The organism is Luteibacter anthropi, from assembly GCF_023699965.1.
Lineage (GTDB): Bacteria > Pseudomonadota > Gammaproteobacteria > Xanthomonadales > Rhodanobacteraceae > Luteibacter > Luteibacter anthropi.
Genome location: NZ_CP077072.1, coordinates 23250 through 40395 on the forward strand (window position 1 = coordinate 23250; position 17146 = coordinate 40395).

The 17146-nt window shown below is 62.4% G+C and carries 14 protein-coding genes and 8 tRNA genes; 4 read left to right on the forward strand and 18 right to left on the reverse strand.

Annotated features, from left to right (window positions below; translation table 11 throughout):
* Positions 1-217: 217 nt before the first annotated feature.
* The 9 genes from KR767_RS00115 to soxR all read right to left on the reverse strand — a co-directional run bounded on the left by KR767_RS00115 (position 218) and on the right by soxR (position 9635).
* Positions 218-2128, reverse strand: a complete 1911-nt coding sequence (locus KR767_RS00115; RefSeq protein WP_250877715.1) for a SurA N-terminal domain-containing protein — start codon at positions 2126-2128, stop codon at positions 218-220.
* A gap of 85 nt (positions 2129-2213) precedes the next feature.
* Positions 2214-2290, reverse strand: a tRNA-Asp gene (locus KR767_RS00120).
* A gap of 9 nt (positions 2291-2299) precedes the next feature.
* A tRNA-Val gene (locus KR767_RS00125) sits at positions 2300-2374 on the reverse strand.
* An 18-nt stretch (positions 2375-2392) separates the two neighbouring features.
* Positions 2393-2665 (reverse strand): HU family DNA-binding protein, encoded by a 273-nt coding sequence (locus tag KR767_RS00130; protein ID WP_166947134.1) that lies wholly within the window; start codon positions 2663-2665, stop codon positions 2393-2395.
* Positions 2666-2983: 318 nt separating this feature from the next.
* Complete coding sequence (gene lon, locus KR767_RS00135) at positions 2984-5491, reverse strand: endopeptidase La (RefSeq protein WP_166947135.1); 2508 nt, start codon at positions 5489-5491, stop codon at positions 2984-2986.
* Positions 5492-5657: 166 nt separating this feature from the next.
* Complete coding sequence (gene clpX / locus KR767_RS00140) at positions 5658-6953, reverse strand: ATP-dependent Clp protease ATP-binding subunit ClpX (RefSeq protein WP_166947136.1); 1296 nt, start codon at positions 6951-6953, stop codon at positions 5658-5660.
* Between the two features lie 104 nt (positions 6954-7057).
* Positions 7058-7684 carry an ATP-dependent Clp endopeptidase proteolytic subunit ClpP gene (gene clpP, locus KR767_RS00145; protein WP_425602757.1) on the reverse strand — a complete coding sequence of 209 codons (627 nt, stop codon included), beginning with the start codon at positions 7682-7684 and terminating at the stop codon, positions 7058-7060.
* Between the two features lie 56 nt (positions 7685-7740).
* Positions 7741-9033 (reverse strand): trigger factor, encoded by a 1293-nt coding sequence (gene tig, locus KR767_RS00150; protein ID WP_166947138.1) that lies wholly within the window; start codon positions 9031-9033, stop codon positions 7741-7743.
* Between the two features lie 167 nt (positions 9034-9200).
* A complete protein-coding gene (gene soxR / locus KR767_RS00155; RefSeq protein ID WP_166947139.1) occupies positions 9201-9635 on the reverse strand; it encodes a redox-sensitive transcriptional activator SoxR in 435 nt (144 codons plus the stop codon).
* A gap of 95 nt (positions 9636-9730) precedes the next feature.
* Here soxR and KR767_RS00160 point away from each other — a divergent pair, with 95 nt between their 5' ends.
* A complete protein-coding gene (locus KR767_RS00160) occupies positions 9731-11116 on the forward strand; it encodes an MFS transporter (RefSeq protein WP_250877717.1) in 1386 nt (461 codons plus the stop codon).
* Positions 11117-11149: 33 nt separating this feature from the next.
* Here KR767_RS00160 and KR767_RS00165 read toward each other — a convergent pair whose 3' ends face one another.
* Positions 11150-11917 carry a helix-turn-helix transcriptional regulator gene (locus KR767_RS00165; RefSeq protein WP_250877718.1) on the reverse strand — a complete coding sequence of 256 codons (768 nt, stop codon included), beginning with the start codon at positions 11915-11917 and terminating at the stop codon, positions 11150-11152.
* Positions 11918-11991: 74 nt separating this feature from the next.
* Between KR767_RS00165 and KR767_RS00170 the strand changes: the two genes are divergently transcribed.
* Positions 11992-12411: a VOC family protein gene (locus KR767_RS00170; RefSeq protein ID WP_250877719.1), complete on the forward strand. Its 420-nt coding sequence runs from the start codon at positions 11992-11994 to the stop codon at positions 12409-12411.
* 22 nt (positions 12412-12433) lie between these two features.
* Here the strand turns inward: KR767_RS00170 and KR767_RS00175 are convergent.
* Positions 12434-12518: transfer RNA gene (locus KR767_RS00175), tRNA-Leu, on the reverse strand.
* 337 nt (positions 12519-12855) lie between these two features.
* Between KR767_RS00175 and KR767_RS00180 the strand changes: the two genes are divergently transcribed.
* Positions 12856-13296 (forward strand): hypothetical protein, encoded by a 441-nt coding sequence (locus tag KR767_RS00180; RefSeq protein ID WP_250877720.1) that lies wholly within the window; start codon positions 12856-12858, stop codon positions 13294-13296.
* 4 nt (positions 13297-13300) lie between these two features.
* On the opposite strand, the gene KR767_RS00185 is transcribed toward KR767_RS00180, so the two are convergent.
* Complete coding sequence (locus tag KR767_RS00185) at positions 13301-14224, reverse strand: hypothetical protein (RefSeq protein ID WP_250877721.1); 924 nt, start codon at positions 14222-14224, stop codon at positions 13301-13303.
* Between the two features lie 314 nt (positions 14225-14538).
* Here KR767_RS00185 and KR767_RS00190 point away from each other — a divergent pair, with 314 nt between their 5' ends.
* The gene (locus KR767_RS00190) at positions 14539-14979 is read left to right on the forward strand and encodes a hypothetical protein (RefSeq protein WP_250877722.1); all 441 of its coding nucleotides are present in this window, start codon (positions 14539-14541) and stop codon (positions 14977-14979) included.
* Here KR767_RS00190 and KR767_RS00195 read toward each other — a convergent pair.
* From KR767_RS00195 to KR767_RS00220, 6 genes are all read right to left on the reverse strand, one after another.
* Positions 14967-15821 (reverse strand): MASE1 domain-containing protein, encoded by an 855-nt coding sequence (locus KR767_RS00195; protein ID WP_250879201.1) that lies wholly within the window; start codon positions 15819-15821, stop codon positions 14967-14969. The two genes, KR767_RS00190 and KR767_RS00195, sit on opposite strands and share 13 nt — an antisense overlap.
* 343 nt (positions 15822-16164) lie before the next feature.
* A tRNA-Lys gene (locus KR767_RS00200) sits at positions 16165-16240 on the reverse strand.
* Between the two features lie 28 nt (positions 16241-16268).
* Positions 16269-16345: transfer RNA gene (locus KR767_RS00205), tRNA-His, on the reverse strand.
* Between the two features lie 14 nt (positions 16346-16359).
* Positions 16360-16436: transfer RNA gene (locus tag KR767_RS00210), tRNA-Arg, on the reverse strand.
* Between the two features lie 24 nt (positions 16437-16460).
* A tRNA-Pro gene (locus KR767_RS00215) sits at positions 16461-16537 on the reverse strand.
* A 137-nt stretch (positions 16538-16674) separates the two neighbouring features.
* Positions 16675-16751 (reverse strand) — tRNA-Arg (locus tag KR767_RS00220).
* Between the last annotated feature and the right edge of the window lie 395 nt (positions 16752-17146).

Genomic DNA, 17146 nt, shown 5'->3' on the forward strand with positions numbered 1-17146 from the left:
GGGGGCGGGGGCCATTCGCTTCCGCATGGTGCGCAAGAGCGGTCGCGCGCAGGCGCGCTCCTACAGGGGTACGGTGCTCTTGTAGGAGCGCGCCTGCGCGCGACCGTAACAGGGAGGCGATCCGCCCGTGCCGCGCGCCTGCGCGCGACCGCTTTACCCCACAAAAAAGGCCCCGGACAAAGCCGGAGCCTTTCAAATCAGCGGATCAAGGCGGACCTTACATCCGATCCTGCGCGATCTTGATCTCGGCCTTCGCCCGGAGCGCCTGGACGTAGTCCATGGTCACTGCCTGGGCCATCGCGTCCGTCATCTGGCCGCGCAGGCCGTCGCGCTGGGCCTTCTCCACCTTGGACGGGTCGCCGTCGGTCACCTTGTCGACCGCCACCAGCGCATAAGTGGCGTTATCGGTACGGATCACCGACCAAACTGCCTTGCCATCCACAGGATGCGGCAGGCTGAAGGACTGCACCAGGATCTCCTCCGGCACGTCCTTCACGGTGGCGAGCTTGTCGCGCTCAAGGTCGGGCAGTGCACGCACCGGGGCCTTGATGAGCGAGGCGGCATCACCACCCTTGGCGAGCTGGGCCACGAGGTCGTCGGCCTGCTTCTTCGCGAGCACGTCGACGCGCTCGTCGAGGATGCGCTGGCGCACGCCGTCCTTCACATCGGCCAGCGCCTTCGGAGCAGCGGCGTTGTGCTTGTTGAGATGCATGACGATCGCATCGCCCTTGCCCAGCTGGACGAGCGAGGAATTGTTGCCCTGGTTGAGCACGTCGTCGGCGAAAGCGGCCTGGGCGAACTTCGGATCGCTCGGGATGCCTTCCCCGCCCTGACGGCTGAACAGCGGCGAGGTCTTGATCTGGATGTCCAGTTCCTTCGCCACGGCGTCGAGCGAGCCCGGGTTGCGCTCGGCGAGATCGGCCATCTGCCCTGCACGCTCGTTGTAGAGGCGCTCGCCCTCGTTCTTCGCCCAATCGCTGGCCAGCTGGCCACGGACTTCGGCAAACGGCTTGGCGTCGCCGTCGCGGGCGTCGCGCAGCCAGATGATGTGGTAGCCCTCGTCCGGCGACAGCACCGGCTCGTGCGTGATGTCGCCCTTTTTCATGCCGAACAGCGCCGTGTCGAAGGCCGCGTTGGCAACACCTTTTTCCAGCCAGCCCAGGTCGCCGCCGGTGCGCTTGGAGCCCGCGTCATCCGAGTTTTCGGCAGCCAGCTTGGCGAAGTTTTCGGGCGTGGCTTCGGCGGCGATCTTCTTCGCCTTTTCGAGCGCAGCCTTCTGCTGGTCCGGCGTGGCGTTCTTCGGCACTTCGATGAGGATGTGCGACGCCTCGCGCTGTTCCGGCTGCGCATAGCGCTGCTTGAACTTGTCGTAGTACTCGTGCAGCTGCTCGTCAGTGGGCGTTCCGATCTTGAGATCGGCCTGCTTCACTTCGAGATAATCGACCGACACCTGCTCGGGCACCGTGTAATCGACGATGTGCTGCTTGTAGAACGATTCGATATCGGCGTCGGACACGTTCGCATCCGTGAGCGACGGACGCGGCAGCGTCGCGAAACGCAGGTCGCGCTTCTGCATGCGCAGACGGAAGAAGTTGTCGACGTCCGCCTCGCTGACCAGCGTGGTGGACGAAATAGCCTGCGGGATGAGCTGCGTGGACAGCGACGAGCGGATCTTCGCCTCGTACATCGCCGGCGTCATGCCCTGCATGTTGAGGATGGCGCGATAGGCCTCGGGGCTGAACTGGCCGTTGACCTGGAAGCCCGGGTCACCACCGATGGTGTTGCGCACATCGAGGTCGGACACCGTGAGCTTGAGGTTGGTGTTGGCCTGCTGCAGCAACGCCTGGCTGATCATGCCGTCGAGCACTTTCTGCTTGAACTCGGGCTTCTCGAGATCAGCCGCCGAGTACGGCGAATTCGGCGTCTGCGAGAACTGCTGGCGCAGCTCGTTGAGGCGATTCTGCCAATCCTGCTGCGAAATCTCTTGGTCGCCGACCTTGGCCACGTAAGTGTCGACACGCGAGACGAAGTACGACTCGATGCCGAAGAACGCGACAGCGAATACGCAGACGCCGAGGACGATGGCCGCCGGCCAACCATGGATCTTGTTACGCAGGGCTTGCAGCATGATGCGACTCGCAACGGTTGCGCCGGCAAATCCTTACCGACGGTAGATAAAGCAAAGGCGCCACACGGGCGCCTTTGCGGACCAATGGCGGAGTGGACGGGACTCGAACCCGCGACCTCCGGCGTGACAGGCCAGCATTCTAACCGACTGAACTACCACTCCACTTCCGTTTGGTGGGTGCTGAGGGGATCGAACCCCCGACCAGCGCCGTGTAAAGGCGACGCTCTACCGCTGAGCTAAGCACCCTCCGTACGGTAAGACCAGTTAGTTTACGTGATCCTTGAGCGCCTTGCCAGCGGTGAAGGCCGGGACCTTCGATGCCGGGATCTTGATCTCTTCGTTCGTGCGCGGGTTGCGGCCGGTACGGGCAGCGCGGCTACGCAGCTTGAACGTGCCGAAACCGACGACGGCGACATCTTCACCCTTCTTCAGGGTGTCCTTGACGGCCTCGATCAGGCCTTCGAGCGCACGAGCGGCATCAGCCTTCGACAGCTCGGACTTTTCGGCGATGGCGGCGACCAGTTCGGTTTTATTCATTACGTGACTCCCTAAAGGTGATTCGAATCGCCGGACGGCGATCCTGGGCGAAAGACATTAGGTCGTGAAGATCGTGTGATCTCAAATACGACCCCGTGATCGATGGTGCCGTTGCGGCGCGGATGATCGCGGTGACGCCTTTATACCAGCGCCCTACCCCCACCGCAATACAAGCAATACCAAGGCTTTCAGCGCGTATGCATGGTAATTCGAGGGTTGCGCGAATGCAGAAAAACGATTATTGCGCGGGCGCAATGACAGGACGACGAAAACGAAAAGAGCGCACCTGGGTGCGCTCTTGTTCGCCTCACGAAACGATCAATGGGTGACCGACGGAGAATCCTTCGCCTTGCCCTTGCCCTTCGTACGCGGCACATCGACGCTCTCGCTGCCGTTGCCACTCTTGGCCTGCCCGATCGGGCGCTCCAGCGCGAGATCGAGTACTTCGTCGATCCACTTCACCGGATGGATATCCAGCGACGAGGTGATGTTCTCCGGCAGATCGGCGAGGTCCTTGCGGTTTTCCTCGGGGATGATCACCGTGGTGATGCCGCCGCGATGCGCCGCCAGCAGCTTCTCCTTGAGGCCACCGATGGGGAGCACGCGACCGCGCAGGGTGATCTCGCCCGTCATCGCCACCTCGGAGCGCACCGGCACCTTGGTAAGCGCAGAGACGAGCGCCGTGCCCATGGCGATGCCCGCACTCGGACCATCCTTCGGCGTGGCACCTTCCGGTACGTGGATGTGGATGTCGAGCTTCTCGTGGAAGTCGGGCTCGATACCCAGGCCCGCCGCACGCGCACGAACCACGCTGAGTGCCGCCTGGATCGATTCCTTCATCACGTCGCCAAGCTGGCCGGTGTGGACCAGACGACCCTTGCCCGGCACCACGGACGCTTCGATGCTGAGCAGGTCGCCGCCGACCTGGGTCCAGGCCAGGCCGGTGACCAGGCCCACTTCGTTCTGCTGCTCCGCACGACCGAAGTCGAAGCGACGCACACCGAGGTAATGGTCGAGGTTGGCGGCATCGACGCGCACGAGGTCCGGCGCGAGCGCCTTGCCCTTCGCTGCCTTCGCGGCCGGCTTCTTCACCTTCGCCTTCGCACTGGCCGGCACGGTACCGAGCGCCAGCTCCTTCACCACCTTGCGGCAGATCTTGGAGATTTCGCGCTCGAGGTTACGCACACCCGATTCACGCGTGTAGAAGCGCACGATGTCACGCAACGCATCTTCCGCCACGGCAAGCTCGCCACTCTTCAGGCCGTTGGCCTTGAGCTGCTTCGGCAGCAGGTACTTCTGCGCGATGTTGAGCTTTTCGTCTTCGGTGTAACCCGGGATGCGGATGACTTCCATGCGGTCGAGCAGCGGACCGGGAATGTTGAGCGAGTTGGCCGTGGCGATCCACATCACTTCGGAGAGATCGAGATCGACTTCCAGGTAGTGGTCGTTGAAGGCGTTGTTCTGCTCCGGATCGAGCACTTCCAGCAGGGCCGACGACGGATCGCCACGGAAATCCATCGACATCTTGTCGATTTCATCCAGGACGAACAGCGGGTTCTTGGAACCGACCTTGTTGAGGTTCTGCACGATGCGGCCGGGCATCGAACCGATATACGTACGGCGGTGACCACGAATCTCGGCCTCGTCCCGCACGCCACCCAGGCTCATGCGAACGAACTTGCGGTTCGTCGCCTTCGCGATGGACTGGCCGAGCGAGGTCTTGCCCACGCCGGGCGGACCGACGAGGCAGAGGATGGGGCCCTTCATGCGATCGACGCGCTGCTGCACGGCGAGGTACTCAAGGATGCGATCCTTGACCTTCTCAAGACCGAAGTGATCGGCGTCGAGGGTTTCCTGCGCCAGGGCGAGATCCTTGCGGACCTTCGAACGCTTCTTCCACGGCACACCCACCACCCAGTCGAGGTAGTTGCGCACCACGGTGGCCTCCGCAGACATCGGCGACATCTGCTTGAGCTTGTTGAATTCCTGCTTGGCCTTGGTGAGCACCGCCTTGGGCATGCCGGCGGCTTCGATCTTCTTCTGGAGTTCGTCCAGTTCGTTCGCGCCCTCCTCGCCCTCACCCAGCTCCTTCTGGATGGCCTTCATCTGCTCGTTGAGGTAGTACTCGCGCTGGCTCTTCTCCATCTGCGACTTCACGCGGCCGCGGATGCGCTTCTCGACCTGCTGGAGATCCATCTCGCCATCGACGAGACCGATCAGCAGTTCGAGACGCTGGCCGACATCGGAGGTTTCGAGCACCTTCTGCTTGTCGGCCATGCGCACGGAAAGATGCGCGGCGATGGAGTCGGCAAGACGCGAGGGATCCTCGATGCCCGAGAGGGTGGCGAGGATTTCCGGCGGGAGCTTGCGGCTCTGCTTCACCAGTTGTTCGAACAGGGAAACGAGCGAGCGCGAGACGACGTCCAGCTCGCGTTCGTTGCTGCTGTAGATGGGCTCGATGACGCGGGCGCGACCGCTCATCATGCCGGCTTCGTCCTCGAACGATTCGATCTGCACGCGCGACTGCCCCTCGACCAGCACCTTCACGGTGCCATCGGGCAGTTTCAGCAGCTGCAGGACACCAGCCAGGGTGCCGACCTGGTGCAGGTCGCCCACGGCCGGATCGTCAATGTCGGGGCTCTTCTGCGCGACGAGCAGGATCTGCCGCTCGCCTTCCATCGCCTGCTCCAGTGCACGCATGGACTTGTCGCGTCCCACGAACAGCGGAATGACCATGTGCGGGTAGACGACAACGTCACGCAGGGGCAGGACCGGCAACAGGTCCAGCGCGGCTCCGCTCGTGGTTTGGCTGCGATTCTTCGCCATGTGCTTGGGATTTCCCTCGGAGATTTTAGGGCTCGCCCCGACACTGCGCCGGAGCCGCCATGAACGTCAAGTGGTGGCGCGCGGAAAGGCGATCAAGAGCCCAGGTGAAACGAAAACGGCCCCGGCGCCTTGCGACGCCGGGGCCGTCCAGGGGCGGCGCGGACCGTCAGGCCGCGTCGCCGCCCTCTCCCGCAATCCGCTGCTGCTGCAGGTTGCCACGGTAGATCAGGTAGGGCTCCGCCTGGCCTTCGATCACGGCGTCGTCCACCACCACCTTGCTGACGTGCTCAAGGGACGGCAGCTCGAACATCGTATCGAGCAGGACCTGTTCGAGGATGGTACGCAGGCCGCGTGCACCGGTCTTGCGCTTGAGCGCGCGACGGGCGATGGCGGACAGGGCCTCCGGGCGGAATTCCAGCTCGGCGCCTTCCATGTCGAACAGCTTGCGGAACTGCTTGGTGACCGCATTCTTCGGCTCGGTGAGAATCTGCACCAGGGCAGCCTCGTCGAGTTCGTCGAGCGTGGCCACGACCGGCAGGCGGCCGACAAATTCCGGAATGAGACCGAAACGGACCAGATCGGCCGGCTCGACCTCGGACAGCTTCTTGCCGACGTTTTCCGTGCGCTCCTTGGAGCGTACTTCGGCGCCGAAGCCGATGCCCGTGGTCTCGGAACGCTGCTGGATCACCTTCTCCAGGCCGGCAAACGCACCGCCGCAGATGAAGAGGATGTTGCGCGTGTCGACCTGCAGGAACTCCTGCTGCGGGTGCTTGCGGCCGCCCTGCGGCGGCACCGAGGCGAGCGTGCCCTCGATGAGCTTGAGCAGGGCCTGCTGCACGCCTTCGCCGGAAACGTCGCGGGTAATCGACGGGTTTTCGCTCTTGCGCGAGATCTTGTCGATTTCATCGATGTAAACGATGCCGCTCTGCGCCTTCTCGACGTCGTAGTCGCACTTCTGCAGGAGCTTCTGGATGATGTTTTCGACATCCTCACCCACGTAACCCGCCTCGGTGAGCGTGGTGGCGTCGGCGATGGTGAAGGGCACGTTGAGCAGTCGGGCCAGGGTCTCGGCCAGCAACGTCTTGCCCGAACCGGTGGGACCGATCAGGAGGATGTTGGACTTGCCCAGCTCGACTTCGTCGTTCTTCTGGCGCGATTCCATGCGCTTGTAGTGGTTGTAAACGGCAACGGACAGTGCCTTCTTGGCACGCGTCTGGCCGACCACGTACTGGTCGAGCGCTTCCATGATTTCGCGGGGCTTCGGAAGTTGGGTACGGCCGGAGGCCGCCTTTTCTTCCAGTTCCTCGCGGATGATGTCGTTGCACAGCTCAACGCATTCGTCGCAGATGAACACGCTGGGACCGGCGATCAGCTTGCGCACTTCATGCTGGCTCTTGCCGCAGAAGGAGCAATAAAGAATCTTTCCGCCGTCATTGGAACGGCTCTGCCGCTCGTCGCTCATGCTTTGGGCCCTACTGAGAATCCAGGTGCGCTTTGAGAATAGCACAGCACTCCGCCCCTGGAATCAGGGGCGAAGTGCTGGTTTTCACAAGCGAAAAAGTTCAATCAAGCCGACCGGACGGTTTCGTCCGTGCGCTTCTCGGCCACCGAGTCGATCAGGCCATAGGCCTGGGCCTCGGCGCCGCTCATGAAGCGGTCGCGCTCGGTATCGCGGGCGATCTCGTCCACCGTCTTGCCGCTATGGTGGGCCAGGATCGCGTTAAGCCGCTCACGCATCGTGAGAATTTCACGGGCGTGAATCTCGATGTCCGTGGCCTGACCGGAAATGCCGCCAGCCCAGGGCTGGTGGATCATGATCCGGGAGTGCCGCAGGGAGAACCGCTTGCCCGCCGCACCGGCGGCCAGCAGCAAGGCGCCCATCGAAGCCGCCTGGCCGATGCACATGGTGCTGACGTCGGGCTTGATGAACTGCATCGTGTCGTAGATCGCCATGCCCGCGGTGACGGAACCACCGGGGCTGTTGATGTACAGGTTGATGTCCTTGTCCGGGTTCTCGGACTCGAGGAACAGCATCTGGGCGACGATCACATTGGCCATGTAATCGTCGACCGGGCCGACCGCGAAGATGATGCGCTCCTTGAGGAGACGCGAATAAATGTCGTACGAACGCTCGCCGCGCGAGGTCTGCTCGACGACGATGGGCACCAGGTTGAGATTCTGGATCGGAGCCATGGACATGCGGTCTCTCCTTCGAGTGGGGCCCGGGGTGGTAACCAGAGGATCGGCGCTTACGCGCCGACCGGTCGCATCACCTCGTCGAAGCTCAGTTCCTGGTCGGTGGACTTGGCGTTATCCGCCACCCACTCGGCCACCTGGTCTTCCATCACGCGGTTCTGCAGTCCCTGCATCAGTTGGGGATCGCCGTTATACAGTTCAATGACCTTTTCCGGCTCTTCATAGGTAGAGGCAATCGCCGTGAGCATCTCGGCCAGGCGCTTGCGATCCAGGCGCAGCTCGTTCTTGCGGGCGATCTCACCCATGATAAGGGCGGCGATGACGCGCTTGCGGGCGAACGGCAGGGCCTCGGCCACCATCTCCGGCGACGGCTGCTGGCCGCGCGGCAGGTTGCCGGCGGCAAGGCTCTCGGCCTCGGCGTTGGCCATGAGGTCAGGCACGTCAAGCTCGGCGTAGGCGCCGGCCAGCTTCTCGGCTACTTCGGACTTCAGGCGGGCCATCACGGTCGCCTTCAGTTCGCGCTCGAGGTTGGCGCGGACTTCCTTGCGGAAGGTCTCGATGCTGCCGTCGGCCACGCCGAACAGCTTCACGAAGTCGTCGTCCACGGCCGGGAGGTTCGGCTCCTGCACCTTGACGATCTTCAGGGTGACCTTGGCGGTCTTGCCGGCCAGGTCCGGGTTGCGGAAGTCTTCCGGGAAGGCCACGTCCTGGACCAGGTCGTCACCGGCGGTGCGGCCGGTGAGGGCCTCGTCGAGCGCCTTGAACAGGGTGCCCGAGCCCAGCACGCTGCCGGCGCGCTCGAGGCCTTCGGCCGGGAAGCGGTAGTCACCGGCTTCGGCGGCGTATTCGAACATGACGAAGTCGCCGTCCTTCGAGGCGCGCGACACTTCGTCGAAGCTGCGGCGCTGGGTGCGCAGGGTCTCGATCATCTTGTCGATGTCGGTGTCCTTGACCTCGGCCTTCGGACGGGCGATTTCCAGACCGGTCACGTCGATGGCCGGGAACTCCGGCATGATCTCGAAGGTGGCGGTGTAGGCGATCTCGCCGTCCACCGGGTTGCCGGTGGTGTCGACCGACGGGTTGGCGATGGGCTGCAGCTTTTCCTGGGTGACGGCGTCACGCAGGGTGGAGCCGATCAGCTCGGAAAGGGCTTCGCCACGGACCTGCGCGCCGAAGCGCTGCTTGATCACGGTGGTGGGCACCTTGCCGGGACGGAAGCCCTTCAGGCGGACCGTACGACCCATTTCCGCGATGCGCTCGCTGACCTGCGCCTCGAGGCGCTCAGCTGGGAACTTCACCGTGAGCTTGCGCCCGAGCTTGCCGACATTCTCAACCGAAACCTGCATGACCTCTCCTGAAACCACCACGTGACGTGGCGCGATGGCGACCATCCGTCGCCGAACCGAAACAAAGGGAATTACACGGATGCCGGATCGATCGCCTCCCCGGTGGCGAAAAACCCCGCAAATGACTGCCCATTCTACGTTTTGCCTTCCCGCCCCCGCAACATGCGCTATTCGCCCGTCCAGCGCCTGGGTCCGTCCCCCTCCGCAGCCAGCGCATCCCCGGGATTCATGAGGGAGCAGGCCTCCAGCGAGAGGCAACCGCAGCCGATGCAGCCTGTGAGGCGATCCTTGAGATTGTGCAGCTGGGCGATGCGCTGCTCCAGTTCGTCCCGCCAGGCCGCCGACATGGCAGCCCAGTCGTCACGGCCCGGGGAGCGGCCCGAGGGCAGGTTCGCGAAGGCCCGGCCCACGGCTTCCAGGGGGATGCCTACCCGCTGGGCCACCCGGATCACGGCGATCCGGCGCAGCACGTCGGCCGGGTAGCGCCGCTGGTTGCCTGCCGTGCGCAGGCTGTGGATCAGGCCCTTGCGCTCATAGAAGTGCAGCGCGGACACCGCCACGCCCGACCGGTTTGCCACCTCGCCGACACTCAGCTCCCGCATGCGCTTGACCTAAACCAAAGTTGAGGTTCTATCCTGACCTCACGGGTCGCCCGATGCAAGCGTGCGACACTGCCCCCTACCCCAGGATGTATCGGATGAACGTGAGTACCAGCGAACCAGAACTCCGCCCGGCCAGGGAGGCCACGCCGACGGACGGCATCCTCTCCCCGACCTACCGCGCGGCCACCATCGGCATGGTGGCCCTGATTTCCCTCATCGCCTTCGAAGCCCTGGCAGTCACCACGGCGATGCCCACGGTGGCGCGCGAGCTCGATGGGCTGAAGCTGTACGCCCTGGCCTTCGGTGGCGTGCTTGCCACCAGCGTCATCGGGATGACCCTCTCGGGTCGCTGGAGCGACCGCAGCGGTCCTGCACCCGCCATCTGGACCGGCCTCGTCGGGTTCGTCGCGGGCCTGCTCATTGCCGGCTTCGCCCACGACATGCCAACCCTGCTGGTGGGCCGCCTCGTGCAGGGCTTCGGTGCCGGCTGCCTCTTCCCCGCTCTCTACGTGATCGTGGGGCACCTCTACCCCGACAGCCTCCGGCCCAAGGTATTCGCCTCGTTCTCGGCAGGCTGGGTGGTGCCGGCCCTGATCGGTCCGGCTGTCAGCGGCGCCATCGTGGAACACGTGGGCTGGCGCTGGGTCTTCCTCGCCGTGCCCGTACTGGCCGTTCCCGCAGCCCTGGCCCTGCGTGGCGCGCTTGCCTCACTGGCCCCGCCCAGCCATGTCGCCACACCGCAGCCGGGGCGCATGCTCAATGCCGTCGGCGCCTCCGTCGGCGTCTGCCTGCTGTTCGTCGCCGGCCAGGAAAGCGGCTGGCTGGCTGCGGTAATCCTCATACCCGCCCTTGCCCTGCTCCTGGGCTGTGGCGGGCAGCTGCTGCCGAAGGGCACGTTGCGCGGCGCGCGCGGCCTCCCCTCCGTGATCGCCCTGCGCGGCATCGTTGCTTCGGCGTTCTTCGGTGCGGAGGCCTTCCTGCCCCTGATGCTCTCGCACGAGCACGGCATGTCGCCGCTGTGGGCGGGTCTTGCGATCAGCGGCGGAGCGCTCGGCTGGTTCGCCGGCTCGTGGTACCAGGGTCATTACGCGAAGATCTCGCGGCAGGCCATCATCCATCGCGGTACCGTCGCCATGCTTGTCGGCGGCATCGCCGCCGGGCTCGGCACCTATGCATGGATGCCGGTCGCGGCCGCCATTGCGGGCTGGGCGCTTTGCGGCCTGGGCATGGGCATGACCTACGCCACGGTCTCGGTGGCCACCCTTTCCATGTCGTCGCCCGAGGAACAGGGCACGAACAGCTCGGCCTTGCAGCTGTGCGAGTCGCTGACGGTATCCACGACGCTGGCCCTCGGCGGCTCGCTGTTCGCCGCCCTGCTCGCGCTTTCCTACACCGCCGCCTTCAGTGCGAACTTCGCCATCACCACCTTGCTCGCCCTGCTCGGGGTGTTCGTGGCACGCAGGACCAACGTTCCGAGCTGAATCAGGTTGGGCGGACGAACATGTCCGCCCTAATCATCCAGAGGGGCAGTCAAGACCAGATTCCCCGGGACCGGCTTCATCAATTCGCCTTTCCCGGTCTTTCCCCGTCGGACTGCTTCCTCGTTGCTCCAGCTCGTGCAGATAGCGCCGCAATAAACCTGCCCGTCGTGGTCGAAAGCTGACCGTGGTGGCCTCCACAGCCTGGATGCGTTCGAGCCGGAACATCCGGAAGTCGTCACGAAGGCAGCATCGGGCCAGCAACACAAGCATCTGCTCCAGGTACACCACGGCCAGCGGCCAGACGGTGCGACGGGTAAAGGCACCCTGCCTGTCCGAGTAATCGATCAGCAAAGCCCGCTCCTGCCAGCACGCTTCGCGGATGACATCGACATCCGGTAGCACCGCGTAGCGCTGGCCGAAGCGTCGTACATGGGAGATGGCGTGCGCCATGTGCTCCTGCGTCCTGGATGGCAACGTGGACGCCACCTTCGCCAGCACGGCTTCAGCAGCCCCGGCCAACGCTGCATCGCCCATATGCCGGACTTCCGCCATGCCCAGTGCAATGGCTTCGATCTCCAGACGCGAGAACGCCTGCGGTCGCATGATGCCGTCATTGATCAGCGTATAGCCGTAGCCGCGCTCGCTATCGATCTCCGCGCCGCCGGCGCGCAGCACCTCGATGTCGCGATAGACCGAACGCAGGGATATACCCGCGGACGACGCCAGCTGCTGCGCCGTAACCGGGGGCGGCAGGCTGCGCAGTAGGTGCAGCAGACGAAACAGGCGATCGGAGCGAGCCATTCAGCTGACAGGAACTGGCAGGAGGGACTCGTATCTTACGGGCCATCCCACCACTCACGCAGGAGCCCTCGCCCATGTCCGTCCGTACCGTCACCCACCTCAATTTCCGCGGCCAGGCCCGGGATGCCCTGGCCTTCTACCAGCACGCGCTGGGTGGGCAACTCACCCTGGTGAGCTATGCCGATGCGGGGCAAGCCGACAAGGCATCCGATCCGTCCCACGTGATGTGGGGCCAGGTCGTCACCGACGGAGGATTTCATGTCATGGGATATGACGTGCGACCGGAGCAGCCCTGGCACCCCGGCGAGAACGCTTTCTATGTGTCGCTACGATGCGATAGCGAAGCCGAGGCCCAGGCGCTATGGAAGGGGCTGGCTGACGGCGGTTCGGTCATCGAGCCGATAAAACCGTCGGCATGGTCGCCACTGTACGGCATGCTGAAAGACCGGTTCGGGATCACCTGGGTGATCGATGTGGCCGTGGCGTACGGCTGATCCCATCGGGCGACCTTGCCGGTGGTGCGAAAGGAGGGACTCGAACCCTCACGGATTTCTCCGCCAGAACCTAAATCTGGTGCGTCTACCAATTCCGCCACTCTCGCTCGCGGCGCCATTTTAGGGATGTGCGGGGCGAAGGTCTATGGATGGTACCTGCCCGCCAAACCAAGGAGTCATAGGCATTCATACGGACAGATGCGCGAAATGAATAGATATTGATATTAAATATCAACCACCTATAACAACCGAAGGGCCTGGCGCGGAATAAGTGCAACTTTCACCGGTATCCGTGTACTTTTGCTAGCGCTGCAATGTCTAGGTGCTCCACCCCGTTACAAGGGGAGAAAGGCGCAAGTAAACCTTCACTGTGGCCGGTATCGCTCTCTAACAGGCCACAGGTGTCGGTACGCTTGTGGCACTCAACCATTGCACGGAGCATGTATGCGTTTACCAACCCTTGCCCTGCTCGCCACCGCTATCGCGGGCCTTACCGCCGCAGGGGCGGCCTTTGCGGCGCCCCCGTCAACTACGGGACTCGGAACGTCATGGCCCAATACCACTGACCTGAGCGCAAACCCGCATTACCATGTCTATCGCTTCGAGCGCGGAGGCGTAAGGTACGTTCAAGTCAACGATGCGGCCGGCAACGTTCGCGGTGCAATTGGCTACGTCGGGGGACAGGTTATTGACCTGCCGATCGGGGTCGATGCGTCCCACTGGACCGTCGTCAACGACACGTCCGTGCCGCGCACGGGCGAACCCGTCTACCGCGACGAATTGATGAGCATTTCCATCACCCCACAAGCCAACGGTACGGCGCGCATGATGGTTGTGCCGGAATGCGAGGGTGATCCGCTAGAGTGCGGCAAACGACTCCTGTAATGCCCTAAGGGGCGTTGGCTCGTGCAGTGACGCCGATGCCCCTGTGCGACCTAGCGCCCGAGAAAAGCGCTACCGATAGCACAACAGCAAGGCAAATCTCGCTGGCGAGCGCCTCTCGGCCAAGGTGGCCATGAGCCGTATACGCAAGTGCAAAACTCGCCATCAATCCAGCTACGGCGGTGCCGTGCCATCCGTGACGCCAAGTCAGACCAAGCGCCGGCCACAAGAACGCGTAGCGAACCATGTTGCGAACACTATCGTCCTGTGTGGTTGATGCTACCCATGCAAGGATCATGAGCGTCGGTAACGCCCACCAGACAATATCCCGCAAAAGCGGGCTCCGCCAGATCGCTCCAAGGGAGAATGCCGCCCAGTGATTTCGGGCGCGCTCCCTTAATGCCAGGATGACCGGGGTAAGTGTGAGCGCCCCCAAATAGGCGCCGATCAAGCATGTGAAGAAGACCTCGATAGGGTTTCGCGCTGGCCACATACCCGGCCGTTCGATCATTGCCGCGCCCCAAGTCATCGTCATGATGGCTGATGTTATTGCCGATACAGCAAGCGCCGCACCAAGGAATACATGCATCCGGACGGTGCCTTCTTTATTCAAGAGAGGCCATCGTGTACGAATGGATTTTAGTGGAAGCCACCAAAGAGCCACCGTGGGAACCGTTGCCAGCACGGTCCATGCGTAGCCGAACTTTCCGACGCTGAAAAAGGCGTTTTCAACTAATGGAACAGCTTCGCCAATAGCAAGCGCTAACCAAAAACGCATGGGAAGCAGCAGCATAACTGCCAGCCGAAGCCCTGTCGTCAGGAGAAATTGAGAGGAAGAAAGGTGATACGTGATTTCATAGACCGCTTCATAAGCGGCAGCAATCGCGAAGTATTGTCCCCAAGCATTCCAATGCACCGTGCTTCCCTTCACGCTGTCTCCCAAGCCGCCTTGGTGTTCGTCTGAGATATCCCCGCTGACTACCTTCTCATGCATTGCACCGCAATGGGAAATTGTTGAAGCAGATTCGTAAACATTTGCCGAATTGGCGCACGACAACGCTCTATCAGTGCGCGCGCCCCTTGGCCGACTGCGTCAGCCAGTCAAATAATGCCAACCGCAAGCCGAGGCAGCGGGATCGTTCAGTTGTTCGAATTCAGTGAGCGTCGCTCCACCAAAGCCACCGCTACTTACCGGGCGGCAAATAGCGGTACGCTGACGAGACATATCAAATGCACGGAGCACTTATGTCGTTCATCAGGTCTGCCGTTTTCATCGTGGCCGTGACATCCACCTTCCTTGCAAGCACAGCACACTCTGCTCCCCAGTCTGGTACAGGCATGAGGGCATCGTGGCCCAATGCTCCCGACGTCAGCACCAGCCCGCACTACCACGTCTACCGCTTCGAACGCGCGGGAATCCGATATGTACAGGTAAACGACGGCAATGGCACCGTGCGTGGCGCGGTGGGTTATACAGGAGGGCAGATTCTGGATCTGCCCATCGGAGCCGATGCATCGCCCTGGGTCATCGGGACTGCGCCGGGCGCAACGTCTGGTGAACCCGTTTATCGGGACGAGGCGGTATCCATCTCTGCCGCATTACAGTCAGATGGCACCGAGCAACTGATAGTGACGCCGTCGACCTGTGAAAAAGACCCGCTGGCGTGCAGCGGTCACGGTCCCTGATCGGCTTCGGTCATACGGCGCGTGGCGGGTGATCGGGCGCCCAGGATGAGCGCGCCCGACAGCACCACGGACATCACAGTCTGGACCTTTAGTGTCTCGTTATCGAGCAAGCCATGAGCCGTCGAGGCAAGGGCAAAACTGGCCAGCAATCCGCCAACGGCCGTGCCATGCCACCCATGTCGCCAGGCCAGGCCCAGCACGGGAAGCAACAATGCGAACTGTGCCAGCTGCCGCACGCTTTCGACGTTGGCGGTTAGTGCGAGCCAGTCAAGTACGGCCAGTGCAGGTATGACCCACCACAAGATGTCCCGCAGCAGCGTGCTGCGCCAGACGGCGGCAACGGTAAGCACGTCCTGCCGACGAAGATACCTGTCTCGCAACGACAGAATGACGGGCGTCAACGTCAATGCACCCAGGTACGAACCCACAAGACGCGACACGAGAACCATCGTCGGATCATGCGCAGGGAACTTGCCTGGATCATGCATGAAGGCAGCCATCCACGTTGCCGTGATCAGTCCGGCGGTAATTATCGAGGCGACAATCGACGCATAGACGATGACCTGCATATGCAACCGCCCATCTGCATCGTAAAGGCGCCACTTGCTGCGCACCATGCCGAGTACGGGCCAGTAGAAGACAACGGTGGGAATGGCGATCAGGACGGCCCACGCGGTGCCAAAGCGATCAGCGCAGAAGAGCGCGTTCTCGGCCAGCGGTACGAATTCGCCAACAGCCAGCGCAGGCCAGAAACGCGCTGGCATCAACAGCATGCATGCCAGGCGCAATCCCGTCGTCAGGAGGAATTGAGGCTGGGAACAGTATCGCGCAATCTCGTACACCGCTTCGTATGCTGCGGCGACGGCAATGTATTGCCCCCAGGCACTCCAGTGCGAAATGCTCCTTTTCAAACGCCCCTCCCAAGCCGTTCAGATCATCGCCTGCGAAGCCCCCACCCGCGCCCGGCTTCGCATGCACAAGATGACGATGGTAGGCCGCAATGACGGAAAGCGCGAGGCTTTAAGAGGGAGCCCTCCCACCATGGCGACGAGGGCCGATTAATTTCTGATGGCAGGACTGGAAATGGGGCGGCTGATTTTGCTGAATCGATATTCAGTCAAAACGAATATCTGAATAATCCACGCAAAGAAAAAGGCACCTGATTTTCATCAGGTGCCCTTGAATTGGTGGGCCGTCTAGGATTCGAACCTAGGACCAATTGATTAAGAGTCAACTGCTCTACCAGCTGAGCTAACGGCCCGGAAACACAAATTGTAACACGTCAAAAGTGGGGTGGACGATGGGATTCGAACCCACGACATCCGGAATCACAATCCGGTACTCTAACCAACTGAGCTACGCCCACCATAAAACCTGAACTGGCGCGCCCGACAGGAATCGAACCTGCAACCGTCGGCTTAGAAGGCCGATGCTCTATCCGGTTGAGCTACAGGCGCAGGCACTGTACGTAGAACACCATTTGGTCGGGGCAGAGGGATTCGAACCCCCGACATCCAGCTCCCAAAGCTGGCGCTCTACCAGACTGAGCTATACCCCGAAACCTTGAGCCACACCGATCAAACTAGCGAGCTTTCAGATGCTACGGGTCAAAGCCTAGCCCGTCAATCCGTATGAACACACCACACTTTCAACTACCGTGGTTACCGCATTTAACCGCGACAACCTGCTTAAAGATGGTGCGCCCGGAGAGATTCGAACTCCCGACCACCAAGTTCGTAGCCTGGTACTCTATCCAACTGAGCTACGGGCGCACACTTTAAACCTTTGACCCGGTGCCTGCCGCTGTGAAGCGTTGGCGCCGTGTCGAGAAGCGGAATTATTCAGATTTCACGGGCGTCCGTCAACACTTTTTTGAAATTTTTTTTCGCGCGACGGTAACGAAGCGGTCAAATCGAAGGCTCTTTCGTTACAGGAGAAAGGCTTAGCCTTCACATGACAACATGTCGCAGGAAGGCCTTTTTCCCTGTGTGGCGGATCGTTTCCGTAGCAGGGGTGTTCTCACCGGATGCGCTGCTCGACGAGCAGCGCATCCGGTGAGAACACCGTTGTCAAAAAGCAGCGCAGGCGATCGGGGACACCGCGTGTCGGTTTTCATCCCACGACACCGCACCACTAGGGAGAGCCGGCGGGGGCGGCCCTTGACGCG

Excerpts from the sequence above, each read along its gene's own strand:
- KR767_RS00115 (WP_250877715.1), bottom strand. The coding sequence starts at position 2,128 with ATGCTGCAAGCCCTGCGTAACAAGATCCATGGTTGGCCGGCGGCCATC.
- KR767_RS00130 (WP_166947134.1), bottom strand. The coding sequence starts at position 2,665 with ATGAATAAAACCGAACTGGTCGCCGCCATCGCCGAAAAGTCCGAGCTG.
- lon (WP_166947135.1), bottom strand. The coding sequence starts at position 5,491 with ATGGCGAAGAATCGCAGCCAAACCACGAGCGGAGCCGCGCTGGACCTG.
- clpX (WP_166947136.1), bottom strand. The coding sequence starts at position 6,953 with ATGAGCGACGAGCGGCAGAGCCGTTCCAATGACGGCGGAAAGATTCTT.
- clpP (WP_425602757.1), bottom strand. The coding sequence starts at position 7,684 with ATGGCTCCGATCCAGAATCTCAACCTGGTGCCCATCGTCGTCGAGCAG.
- tig (WP_166947138.1), bottom strand. The coding sequence starts at position 9,033 with ATGCAGGTTTCGGTTGAGAATGTCGGCAAGCTCGGGCGCAAGCTCACG.
- soxR (WP_166947139.1), bottom strand. The coding sequence starts at position 9,635 with ATGCGGGAGCTGAGTGTCGGCGAGGTGGCAAACCGGTCGGGCGTGGCG.
- KR767_RS00160 (WP_250877717.1), top strand. The coding sequence starts at position 9,731 with ATGAACGTGAGTACCAGCGAACCAGAACTCCGCCCGGCCAGGGAGGCC.
- KR767_RS00165 (WP_250877718.1), bottom strand. The coding sequence starts at position 11,917 with ATGGCTCGCTCCGATCGCCTGTTTCGTCTGCTGCACCTACTGCGCAGC.
- KR767_RS00170 (WP_250877719.1), top strand. The coding sequence starts at position 11,992 with ATGTCCGTCCGTACCGTCACCCACCTCAATTTCCGCGGCCAGGCCCGG.
- KR767_RS00180 (WP_250877720.1), top strand. The coding sequence starts at position 12,856 with ATGCGTTTACCAACCCTTGCCCTGCTCGCCACCGCTATCGCGGGCCTT.
- KR767_RS00190 (WP_250877722.1), top strand. The coding sequence starts at position 14,539 with ATGTCGTTCATCAGGTCTGCCGTTTTCATCGTGGCCGTGACATCCACC.